At 76.4% G+C, this 10,876-nt stretch carries 10 protein-coding genes and 1 pseudogene; 7 read left to right on the top strand and 4 right to left on the bottom strand.

Features of this window, described 5'->3' with window-relative positions:
- Genes BM385_RS01775 through BM385_RS01765 form a run of 3 tightly spaced genes read left to right on the top strand, consistent with a single transcriptional unit; the run spans position 1 to position 3,061 of the window.
- Positions 1-636 (top strand): D-sedoheptulose-7-phosphate isomerase, encoded by a 636-nt coding sequence (locus BM385_RS01775; protein WP_019432307.1) that lies wholly within the window; start codon positions 1-3, stop codon positions 634-636.
- Entirely contained in the window at positions 633-2,069 is a 1,437-nt protein-coding gene (locus BM385_RS01770; RefSeq protein ID WP_019432306.1) for a PfkB family carbohydrate kinase, read from the top strand. Before BM385_RS01775 ends, BM385_RS01770 begins: the two co-directional genes overlap by 4 nt.
- Complete coding sequence (locus BM385_RS01765) at positions 2,066-3,061, top strand: glycosyltransferase family 9 protein (protein ID WP_093841953.1); 996 nt, start codon at positions 2,066-2,068, stop codon at positions 3,059-3,061. The genes BM385_RS01770 and BM385_RS01765 overlap by 4 nt, the downstream gene beginning before the upstream one ends.
- Positions 3,062-3,114: 53 nt before the next feature.
- Here the strand turns inward: BM385_RS01765 and BM385_RS01760 are convergent, their stop codons facing one another.
- Together BM385_RS01760 and BM385_RS01755 are read right to left on the bottom strand one after the other, a co-directional pair.
- Positions 3,115-4,023, bottom strand: a complete 909-nt coding sequence (locus tag BM385_RS01760) for a glycosyltransferase family 2 protein (protein ID WP_093841952.1) — start codon at positions 4,021-4,023, stop codon at positions 3,115-3,117.
- The gene (locus BM385_RS01755; protein ID WP_037755482.1) at positions 4,007-4,882 is read right to left on the bottom strand and encodes a glycosyltransferase family 2 protein; all 876 of its coding nucleotides are present in this window, start codon (positions 4,880-4,882) and stop codon (positions 4,007-4,009) included. Before BM385_RS01755 ends, BM385_RS01760 begins: the two co-directional genes overlap by 17 nt.
- On the opposite strand from BM385_RS01755, the gene BM385_RS26415 reads away from it, so the two are divergent.
- Positions 4,881-5,258, top strand: coding sequence for an SDR family NAD(P)-dependent oxidoreductase (locus BM385_RS26415; RefSeq protein ID WP_380980831.1), 378 nt, complete (start codon positions 4,881-4,883; stop codon positions 5,256-5,258). The genes BM385_RS01755 and BM385_RS26415 overlap by 2 nt on opposite strands.
- Positions 5,210-5,323: pseudogene (locus BM385_RS28435) on the top strand (SDR family oxidoreductase); the annotation flags it as partial. The gene BM385_RS26415 and the pseudogene BM385_RS28435, both read left to right, overlap by 49 nt.
- Here the strand turns inward: BM385_RS28435 and BM385_RS26685 are convergent.
- Both BM385_RS26685 and BM385_RS01745 read right to left on the bottom strand, forming a co-directional pair.
- Positions 5,287-5,901, bottom strand: coding sequence for a trehalase-like domain-containing protein (locus tag BM385_RS26685; RefSeq protein WP_367889585.1), 615 nt, complete (start codon positions 5,899-5,901; stop codon positions 5,287-5,289). The pseudogene BM385_RS28435 and the gene BM385_RS26685 overlap by 37 nt on opposite strands.
- A 67-nt stretch (positions 5,902-5,968) precedes the next feature.
- Positions 5,969-7,117, bottom strand: a complete 1,149-nt coding sequence (locus BM385_RS01745) for an enolase C-terminal domain-like protein (protein ID WP_093842219.1) — start codon at positions 7,115-7,117, stop codon at positions 5,969-5,971.
- A gap of 252 nt (positions 7,118-7,369) precedes the next feature.
- Between BM385_RS01745 and BM385_RS01740 the strand changes: the two genes are divergently transcribed.
- Positions 7,370-7,693, top strand: a complete 324-nt coding sequence (locus BM385_RS01740) for a hypothetical protein (RefSeq protein ID WP_019432300.1) — start codon at positions 7,370-7,372, stop codon at positions 7,691-7,693.
- A complete protein-coding gene (locus BM385_RS01735) occupies positions 7,690-10,794 on the top strand; it encodes an FAD-binding and (Fe-S)-binding domain-containing protein (RefSeq protein WP_093841950.1) in 3,105 nt (1,034 codons plus the stop codon). The genes BM385_RS01740 and BM385_RS01735 overlap by 4 nt, the downstream gene beginning before the upstream one ends.
- Positions 10,795-10,876 lie beyond the last annotated feature (82 nt).

Here is a 10,876-nt window from a genome sequence, read left to right as displayed (position 1 = left end):
GTGCACCCCACAGCCACCGCACGCCGCCACTGCGAGTCCCTCCGGCAGGCGCTGCTCGACTTCCACGAGGACCCGGACACCGGACTCGCCGAAGCCGCGGACTGGGGCCGCAGGCTGGCCGTGGTGCTCGCCTCCGGCGGGCGCCTGCTGGCCGCCGGCAACGGCGGCAGCGCCGCGCAGGCGCAGCACATGACGGCCGAACTCGTCGGGCGCTACGCGGGCGAGCGCGGACCGTACTCGGCGATCGCCCTGCACGCCGAGACCTCGGCGGTGACCGCCATCGGCAACGACTACGGCTTCGACGAGATCTACGCCCGGCAGATCGCCGCCCACGGCCGCCCCGGCGACGTCGCGCTGCTGCTGTCCACCTCCGGCCGCAGCGACAACCTGCTGGACGCCGCCACCGCCGCCCGCGCCGCCGGCGTCCGGGTGTGGGCGATGACCGGACCCACCCCCAACCCGCTCGCCGCGCAGGCCGACTCGGTGGTGGCCATCCGCTCCGACTCGCCCGCCAGCGTCCAGGAAGCCCACCTGGTCGCCCTGCACGTGGTCTGCGAGGCGTTCGACGAGGCCCTCGCCGTCCCCACCCGCACGGCCCGCGAGCCCGCGGTGGTCCCGGCCGAGGACGCGGCGTGAGCGGCCGGCCGATCGTCGTCGTCGGCGACGTCCTGCTGGACCGGGACATCACCGGCCGGGCCGGCCGGCTCGCCCCCGACGCGCCGGTGCCGGTGGTCGACGTGGCCGACGAGCGGTGCCGCCCCGGCGGCGCGGGACTCGCCGCCGCGCTGGCCGCCCGCGACGGGCGCGAGGTGATCCTGGTGACCGGGCTGGGCCACGACGAGGCGAGCGACACGGTACGTTCCCTGCTGCCGCCCGGCGTCCGGCTGGCCGAACTGCCGCTGGAGGGCAGCCTGCCCGTCAAATGCCGGGTGCTCGCCGGAGGCCGCCCGCTGATGCGGATGGACCACGGCGGCGGCCGGACCGGCGCCCCCGGCGACCGAGTGCTGCGCGTCCTGGAGGAAGCGGGCACCATCCTGGTGGCCGACTACGGCCGGGGCGCCGTCTCCGCGGTGCGCTCCGCCGTGCAGAGGGCCGCCCAGCGCGTGCCGGTGCTGTGGGACCCGCACCCGCAGGGCACCCGGCCCATTCCCGGGCTGCGCATGGTCACCCCCAACGAACGCGAGGCCCGCTGGTTCCTGCGCCGGCACGGCGCGGACCGGTCCGGCTCGGTGGAGGACGCGGACGACTCGCTGCGCGCCCACGCCCGGCGCGGCTCGCTGCTCGCCGAACGCTGGCAGTGCGCGTCGGTCGCGGTGACCCTCGGCGCCCGGGGCGCCGTCCTCACCCGCCCCCGGTGCGACGATCCGCTCTACATCCCGGTGGTCTCGCGCGGCGACGGCGACCCGTGCGGCGCGGGCGACTGCTTCGCCGCCACGGCGGCGGCCGTCCTCGCCGACGGCGGGCTGCCGCCCGAGGCGGCCGGCGCCGCGACCGAGGCCGCCGCCTCCTTCGTCGCCGCCGGCGGCACCGGCGAGCACGCCATCTGGCACACCGGCAGAAACCCCTCGGTGCGCGGCCCTTCCGGACCGCGCCCGGACAAACCGCACCGGCTGGAGGACATCCTGGCCCTGGCGAACGCCGTCCGCTCGCGCGGCGGCACCGTGGTGGCGGCCGGCGGCTGCTTCGACCTGCTGCACGCCGGGCACGTCCAGTTCCTGGAGAACGCGCGCCGCACCGGCGACCTGCTCATCGTGTGCGTCAACTCCGACGCCTCCGTCCGCCGCCTCAAGGGCCCCGGCCGGCCGCTCAACGCCGCCGCCGACCGGGTACGGGTGCTGGCCGGCCTCGGCTGCGTGGACGCGGTCGCCGAATTCGGCGAGGACACCCCGCAGGCCCTGCTCCAGCGGCTGCGGCCGGACATCTGGGTCAAGGGCGGCGACTACAGCGTGCGGGACCTGCCGGAAGCCGCGCAGTTGCGGGAGTGGAACGGCCAGACCCTCGTCCTGCCCTACCTGGAGGGCCGCTCCACCACGGACCTGGCCCGCCGGGCGGCCGGCTCCCGGACGTGAGCCGCCCGCCGGAACGGATCGTCGTCCTGCGCGCCCTCGGCCTCGGCGACCTGCTGACGGCCGTCCCGGCGCTGCGCGCGCTGCGGCGCACGTACCCGGCCGCCCGGCTGCTGCTGGCCGCACCCCCCGCCCTGGCCGGCGCCGTCGCGGCCACCGGCGCCGTGGACGGGCTCGTCCCCGCCCGGGCCCCCGGCCGCGAGGTCCCGCCGGCGATCCCCTGGCGCGGCCCGGCCCCCGCCCTCGCCGTGGACCTGCACGGCTGCGGACCGCAGAGCCTGCGGCCCCTGGCCGCACTCGGCCCGCGCCGCCTCATCGGCTACGCCGGCGCGGCAGGGCCCGAATGGCGGCCCGCCGAGCACGAACGCGAACGCTGGTGCCGGCTGCTGCGCGGACACGGCATGAACGCCGACCCGGCGGACGTCGCCATCACCGCCCCGGCCACCCCGAGCCCCGCGCCCGGCGCCGTCGTCGTCCACCCCGGGGCCGAGGCGGCGGCCCGGCGCTGGCCCGCCGAACGGTTCGCCGCGGTGGCTGCCGCGCTCGCCCCGCGCCCGGTGGTGGTGAGCGCGGGCCCGGGGGAGGAGCGACTGGCACGCCGGGTCGCCGCGCTGGCCGGCCTGCCGGCCGGCGCGGTGCTGTCCGGGCTCTCCTTCGACGCGCTCTCGGCCCTGGTCGCGCACGCCGCGGCGGTCCTGGTGGGCGACACCGGGGTCGCCCACCTGGCGACGGCGCACGGCACCCCGTCGGTGGTCCTGTTCGGCCCGGTCTCCCCCCGCCTGTGGGGCCCGCCCCCGGCCCCGGCCCACCGGGCGCTGTGGCACCCCGACACCGGCACCGACCCGGCCACCGCCCCCGTCCGCCCCGGCGACCCGCACGGCGACCACCCCGACGCCCGGCTGCTGCGGATCGGCGCCGACGAGGCGCGGACCGCGATCGAGGAGGTCCTGGCCGCCCCGACCCGGCAACCGGCCCGCCCCACCCACCCCGCCTGAGCCGGGCCGGCCGGTACGGCACCGGACCCGCATACCCCGCGCGGGCGCGCCACTCAGCCGACGTACCGGCGCGCCGTCGAGGCGCGCTGTGCCGCTTCCAGTGCGGCGAGCCGCTGCTCCACCGCGGCCGGGACCGGGCGGCGGTCGCGCAGCACCCAGGGTGCCCCCGCCAGTGCGCGGGCCAGGGCGCGGGCCGTGGTGCGGTCGTGGGGGACGGTGGCCAGCAGCTGGACGGTGCGTCGCAGCGCGGAGCGCGGGGGGCGGCGCAGCCAGGTGAACCACAGCGTGTTGCGGATTCCGTCCGCGCGGCGCCGGGTCGGGTCGCGCAGCGCGGAGGGCCGGTGATGGATCAGCATCTCCTCGTCGAAGACCAGCCACCAGCCCGCCGTCATCAGGTCGGCCGCCAGCAGTTCCTCCTCGCCGCCCAGCCACAGCCGCGGCGAGAACCCGCCGGCCCGGCGGAATGCCTCGGTGCGCACCACCGTCGCCCCGGCCAGGAAGGAGCCGAGGGCGGGCCCGGGCAGCCCGGTGGGCCGGGGCAGCGGCGAGTCGCGCAGCTCGGGCACGATCGGGTCCTCCCGTCCGCCCGGTTCGACCACGATCCGGGCGGTCAGGGTGGCGACCTGCGGGTGCGCGTCCAGTACGGCGACGGCGCGGTCCAGCGAGCCGGCCTCCCACCAAGTGTCGTCGTCGCAGAAGGCGAGATAGGGCGTGCGCACCTGCCGGGCGGCGAGGTTGCGCCCCACCGCACCGAGGTTGGCGCCCGGCCGCACCACGGTGACCTCCGGATACCGCTGCGCGACGGCCTCGGCGGTGCCGTCCGTGCAGCCGTTGTCGACCACGATCACCGGCGGGCGCTCCGGCAGCCCGGCCAGCCGGTCGAGGGTGTGCAGCAGTTCCCGCCGCCGGTCGTGCGTGATGATCGCGACGGTGACGCGGGCGGGTTCAGCCGGCGCCGTCACGGGCCAGCTCCAGTCGGCGTACGTCGGCCTCCACCCGGGCGGGCAGCCGGCGGCGCGCGGCCAGGGCGGCGGGCAGCCGGACCACCAGCTGCCCCAGGGCCCGCCGGGCGGCCGGATCGGCCGGCGAGCGTCTGGCCAGGCCCCAGGTGTGCCGCAGGGCCACCGGCAGCGGACGGCGCAGCCAGGCGGTGAGCGTCTCGTTGCGCTGGATCAGCGTGCTGCGCCCCGGACGCGGGCCCGGGTCGGGGCCGTGCACCGCCGTCACCCCCGGGTGGTGGCACAGCACCCAGCCGGTGGCCGACATGTCGTAGGCGAGCAGCGCCTCTTCGGCGCCGAAGAACAGCAGCGGGTGGTAGCCGCCGGCGGCGACGAACGCCTCGCGGCGCACCACCGCCGCGCAGCCCAGGAAGCCGAGTACGGCGGGCCCCGGCAGTCCGGCCGGGCCGCGCAGCGGTGAGCCGGCCAGCGCCCGGTTCAGCGGGTCCGGGGTGCCGTGCGGCGCCACCGTGGTGTGCGCGGCGACCAGTCCGACGCGCCGGTCCCGTTCCATGACGCCGGTGGCGCGGGCCAGCGCCCCCGGCTCCCACCAGGAGTCGTCGTCGCTGAAGGCGATGTAGCGGTGCGGCAGCAGTGCCACCCCCGCGTTGCGGGCGAGCGCGCCCCGGTTCACCGGCAGGGCCAGGGTGCGCACGGCGGGGAACCGTGCGGCGACCATCTCGCGGGTGCCGTCGGTGGAGGCGTTGTCCACGACGAGGACGGCCGGCCGCTCGGGCAGCTCCAGCAGCTTCTCCAGGGTGTGCGCGAGCCGGCTGCGGCGGTTCCGGGTGGCGATGACCACGGCCAGGGAGTTCTCCGGCATGCCGCCGCGAGTGCCCCCGCGCACCGGCCGCAAACCCGCTCCGGCGCGGCCGGCGCGCGGGCGCCGGGGCCTGGAGGCCGCCGCCGCCGAGGTCCGGGCGGCGGGCGGCCGGGCCCTGGTCGTCCCGGTGGACGTGGCCGACGCCGCGGCGGTGGACGCGGCGGCCGACCGGGTGCTGGCCGAGTACGGCCGGATCGATGTGTGGGTGAACGCCGCCTTCTCGACCGTCTTCGGGCCGGTCGGGAGGATGGGCGCCGCCGAGATCGGCCGCGCCACCAGGTCACCTACCTCGGGTCCGTCCACGGGGTCCAGGCGGCGCTGCGCGCCATGGCGCACTCCGGCGGCGGCACCGTGGTGCAGGTCGGCTCCGCGCTGACCTACCGCAGCGTCCCGCTCCAGAGCGCCTACTGCGGTGCCAAGAGCGCACTGCGCGGCTTCATCGACGCGCTGCGCTGCGAACTGCGCCACGACCGGACCCCGGTGCGCCTCACCATGGTGCAGCTGCCGGCCGCCCCGGGGGCGCCGTCGAGCCGCAGCAGGTGCCGCCCGGCCCGGGCGGTCCAGGTGTCACCGTGCCGGCGCGCCCCGGTCATGGGGACGGACCCGAAGCCGTCGCGGCCCTCCAGCAGCACCCGCACCCGCGCCGTGCCGCGCACCGCCCGGATCCGGCGCAGCAGCACCACCCGGTCGGCGGCGGCCGGGGCGGCCAGGGCCTCCCGGCACTCGATCACCGTGTCGCCGGTGACCCAGCGGCCGACATGGATGAGGGAGCCGTCCTCGTACGAGCCGCCCCACACGTGCCACGGGTCCTCGGGGCCGACGGTGAACGTGCCGGCGCCGCCGACGAGCGAGGAGAACACGGGGTCGCTGTCCCAGCGCGGCACGCACAGCCACACGATCTCGCCGTGCGGTCCCACCACGGCGCCGCGTTCGCCGTCCGCGAGGACGGCGTAGTCGCGCAGAGCCCAGGGGCGGGGCCGGCCCGGGGTGGACGGTTCGCCGGAAGGGGTGGGTGGCATGGGGTGGTTCCTCCGGGGACGTCGGCGCGGGGAGGGCGCGGGGGAGGGGGAGAGCGGAGGGCGCGGGTCAGCCGGGTCGCTCCCCGTGCACCCGCCAGGGTTCGGCGTCCGCCCATCTGACCTCCAGGCCCAGGCCCGGGCGGCCGGTGTCGGGGCGCACCACGCCGGCCGCGGGCTGCGGTACGCCGTCGAAGAGCAGCCCTTCCACCCGGACGTGGTCGTGGAAGTACTCCAGGTGGCGCAGCCGCGGCACCGCGCAGAAGGCGTGGGCGGAGACGGCCGGCGCGCAGTGCGCCGACACATCGATGTGCCGGGCGGCGCTGAGCCCGCCGATGCGCAGCAGTGCGGTGATGCCGCCGCAGCGGGTGACGTCGGCCTGGAGGCAGTCGACCACCTCGATCAGGTCGGTGACGTCCCGCAGGAGGTAGGCGTACTCGCCGGCCGCGATGTCCAGTCCGGCCGGCCCGCGCTCCCGCAGCAGCGCCAGGCCCCGCGGGTCGTCGGAGCTGACGGGTTCCTCGAACCAGCCGACCCCCCACTCCTCGGCCAGCCGTCCGGCCCAGTACAGCGCCTGTTTTCCGGAGAGCGCCCCGTTGGCGTCGGCCATCAGCTCCGGGGCGTCCCCGATCGCGCGCCGGACGGCGGTCAGCCGCGCGGGGTCGTGGGCGGGGGAGCGGGAGGTCTTCAGCTTGACCCGGGGGATGCCCTGTTCGACCCAGCCGGCCAGCTGCTCCACGAGCCGGCCGAGCGGGTAGTTGGTGAAGCCGCCGCTGCCGTAGACGGGGACCTCCCGGTGCCAGGCCGGCAGCAGATGCACCAGCGGCAGCCCGAGCAGACGGCTTTTCAGGTCCCACAGGGCGATGTCGAGGGCGGAGAGCGCCATCGCGCCGGCCCCCGGCCGGCCCGCGTTGCGGAGCAGGGCGTCGCAGTGCTGCCACAGCGCCGCCGGGGCGAGGGCGTCGGCGCCGCGTACGGCCTCGGCCAGGGTGGACTCCAGGAACGCGGCGACGGACCGGTCGCCGTAGGTGTAGCCGAGGCCGGCGGTGCCGGCCGACCACACCCGGACCAGCACCAGCGTGGTGGCGCTCCAGTCGAGTGTGCCGTCCTGCTCGATGCCGCCCGGGCCGTCCACCGGCACCCGGAAGGCGTGCGTCTCGACCCGTTCCACGACCGGTCCGGCCGGTGGCGGGGGCGCGGTGCCGGGGCGGGCGCTCACCCGCGTGGCCCGCTCGGCCGGTACGCGTTCGGCATCTGCTCCGTCCACTCCTCGTTCGGCGCGGTGCCCGGGGCCGGACGCCCCGGTGCGCGGAACGCTGCCAGCCCCCGGCGGGCGCCCGGGCGCCGACAGGCCGCCGGAGTGCGCCACCCCCTCCCAATGGCCGACCGGGCCGGTACCGGCGGGCCGACGAAGAGGATGATCCGGTGCTATCAAGGAATTCCGCACAAACTTCCTGAACGGGTTGGTGGCATGGGCGAAAAGGTGGCGGACTACCTGCTGCGCCGTTTGCGTGAATGGGGTGTCGAGCACGTCTTCGCCTACGCCGGGGACGGCATCAACGGGCTGCTGGCGGCGGACCGGCCATTCGTGGCGGAGTTCGTCACCGACCCGGCCATCCCGCCGATCCCGCCGCACGCGACCTGGTCCCAGGCCAAGTCCACCGCCACCGCCCTGATCGAGGGCGATCCCGACCGGGCCCATGTGGTCAAGGACGGTCTGAAGCAGAAGCTCCAGGAGTTCCTGCCCGGCCGTCCGGACCGGGCGCCGCACCGACGCGAGAAGGACACGCCATGACGACGCGCCAGCCGGTGACGGACGAGGGAGAACCGGCGGATCCGGCCGGCCTCGACCTGCGGAGCCTGGAAGCCGAACTGCGGCAACGGGTCGACGGGGAGATCCGGTTCGACCCCGGCAGCCGGGGTGCCTACGCCACCGACGCCTCCAATTACCGGCAGGTGCCGATCGCCGTGGTCGTCCCCCGCACGGTGGACGCCGGGGCCGAGGCGGTCGCGGTCTGCGCGGCGCACGGCGCGCCGGTGCTCTCCCGGGGCGGCGGCACCAGCCTGGCCGGACAGTGCACCAACGTGGCCGTGGTACTCGACTGGTCCAAGTACTGCCACCGCCTGGTCTCCGTGGACGCCGAGGCCCGTACCTGCGTGGTGGAGCCGGGCATCGCCCTCGACGAACTCAACCGCGGGCTGGAGCCGTACGGGCTGAAGTTCGGACCCAAGCCCGCCACCCACACGCACTGCACCCTTGGCGGCATGATCGGCAACAACTCCTGCGGCGCCTCCGCCCAGCGCTACGGCAAGACGGTCGACAACGTACGCCGGCTGGAGGTCCTCACCTACGGCGGCTGCCGGCTGTGGGCCGGGCCGACCGACGAGGGCCGGTACGCGGAGATCCTGGCCGGAGGCGGCGAGATGGCCCGGCTGTATCGGGGCGCCCGGGAGCTGGCCGAACGGTACGCGGACGACATCCGGGCCGGCTTCCCCGACATCCCGCGCCGGGTCTCCGGCTACAACCTCGACTCGCTGCTGCCGGAGAAGGGCTTCGACCTGGCCCGCGCGCTCGTCGGCAGCGAATCCACCCTCGTGACCGTGCTCCGCGCCGAACTCGACCTGGTCCCGATCGAGGCGGCCGACGCCCTGGTGGTCCTCGGCTACCCGGACATCTGCGCGGCGGCCGACGACGTACCACGGCTGCTCGCACACTGCGAGCCGCTGCAACTGGAGGCGCTGGACGACCGGATGGCCCAGCTCATGCGCGAGGAGCGGGTGCACACCGAGTCGCTGTCCCTGCTCCCGGCCGGAGAGAGCTGGCTGTTCGTGCAGCTGGGCGGCGACAGCAAGGAGGACGCCGACGCCCGGGTGGACGCCCTGCTCGCCGGTCTCGGCCTGACCGCCGACGACCCCCGGGTGGCGATCTCGGACGACACCGACCGGGAACAGCGCTTCCTCCAGGCCAGGGAGGCGGGCCTGGGGGTGACCGCCCGGCCGCCGGACGGCCGCGAGACCTGGGAGGGCTGGGAGGACTCGGCCGTCGCTCCCGAACGGCTCGGCGACTATCTGCGGGACCTCAAGGCCCTGTTCGCCGAGTTCGGCTACGACCACCCCTCGCTCTACGGCCACTTCGGCCACGGCTGCGTGCACACCCGCATCCCGTTCGGACTGAAGAACGCGCGGGGCGTCGCCGGATTCCGGGACTTCCTGGCCCGCGCCGCCGACCTCGTGCACGCCTACGGCGGCTCGCTGTCGGGCGAACACGGGGACGGCCAGGCCCGCGGCGAACTCCTGGTCCGCATGTTCGGCGAGCGGCTGGTCGGCGCGTTCACCGAGTTCAAGGCGCTGTTCGACCCGGACGACCGGATGAACCCCGGCAAGATCGTCTCGCCCGACCGCACCACGGGCCCGCACCCGGTCGACGGCGAACTGCGGCTCGGCCCCCACTGGCAGCCGCACGAGACACCGGAACAGCACTTCGACTACCCCGAGGACGCGCACAGCTTCCGCCGCTCCGTGATGCGCTGCGTCGGCATCGGCAACTGCCGCTCGCACCGGGGCGGCGTCATGTGCCCCTCCTACCGGGCCACCGGCGAGGAGGAGCACTCCACCCGGGGCCGGGCCCGGCTGCTCTTCGAAATGCTCGGCGGGCACGCGGACTCGGCGATCACCGACGGCTGGCGCTCCACCGCCGTCCGCGACGCCCTGGATCTGTGCCTGGCCTGCAAGGGATGCAAATCCGACTGCCCCACCGGGGTGGACATGGCCACCTACAAGGCCGAGTTCCTCTCCCACCACTACGCCGGTAGGCCGCGCCCGGCCGCGCACTACGCGCTGGGCTGGCTGCCGGTGTGGGCCCGCGCCGCCCAGGTCTCGCCGCGCACGGTGAACGCCCTCCTGCACGCCCCGGGACTGGCCCGGCTCGGCAAACGGCTGGCCGGTGTCACCGCCGAACGCCCGGCGCCGCTGTTCGCGGAGGAGTCCTTCCTCGCCTGGTGGCGGCGGCGCGCCGCTCCCGAACCGGAGCCCGGCGACCCGCGCGCCGTCGTGCTGTGGCCGGACACCTTCAGCACCTACTTCCACCCGCACGTCCTCCAGGCCGCCGTTGCCGTCCTCGAACACGCCGGGCTGCGGGTCGCCGTCCCCCGCCGGCCGGTGTGCTGCGGGCTGACCTGGATCTCCACCGGACAACTGGACCGCGCCCGCCGGGTGCTGCGCTCGACCGTCGACACCCTGCGGCCGTGGCTGGCCGCCGGTACCCCGATCGTCGGCCTGGAACCCTCCTGCACCGCCGTCTTCCGCGCCGACGCGCCGGAGATGTTCAGCCAGAACGAGGACGTCCAGCGGCTGGCGCAGTCCACCGTCACGCTCTCCGAGGCGCTGCTGCACCGCACCCCCGACGACTGGCGGCCACCGCGGCTGGACCGCGGCGCCCTGGTGCAGACCCACTGCCACCAGCACGCGGTCCTCGGCCAGGATCCGGACCGGGAAGTCATGCGCCGGGCCGGCATCGACGCCGAGATCCCCGACTCCGGCTGCTGCGGCCTGGCCGGCAACTTCGGCTTCGAACGAGGCCACCACGCGGTGTCGATGGCCTGCGCGGAACGCGTCCTGCTGCCCGCCGTCCGGCGCGCGCCCGCCGACGCGCTCGTCCTGGCCGACGGCTTCAGCTGCCGCACCCAGATCGACCAGGCGGACACCGGACGCCGGGCGATGCATCTGGCCGAGGCGCTCGCCCTCGGCCTGCCCGGAGCGCCCGCCGCCCCCCGCGAGAAGCCGGAGCGCGAGGCGGCGCCCCGCACCGAACGGCACGGCGTGGACGCGCCCCTGGTGACGGCCGCGGCTCTCGCCACCGCCTTCCTGGCGGCCCGATGGCTCGGCCGGCGCCGCTGAACGGTGCCCGGCGTGCACGGTCCGGACAGCGGCATCGGAGGGATGTCGCACACCGGTACGGACACGCGGGGCCCGTTCCTTG

Origin of the sequence: Streptomyces harbinensis, from assembly GCF_900116145.1 — a bacterium.
Taxonomy (GTDB): Bacteria; Actinomycetota; Actinomycetes; order Streptomycetales; family Streptomycetaceae; genus Streptomyces; species Streptomyces carpaticus.
Note: the sequence above shows the minus strand (reverse complement) of the source record. Positions and strands in the feature narration are given on the sequence as shown.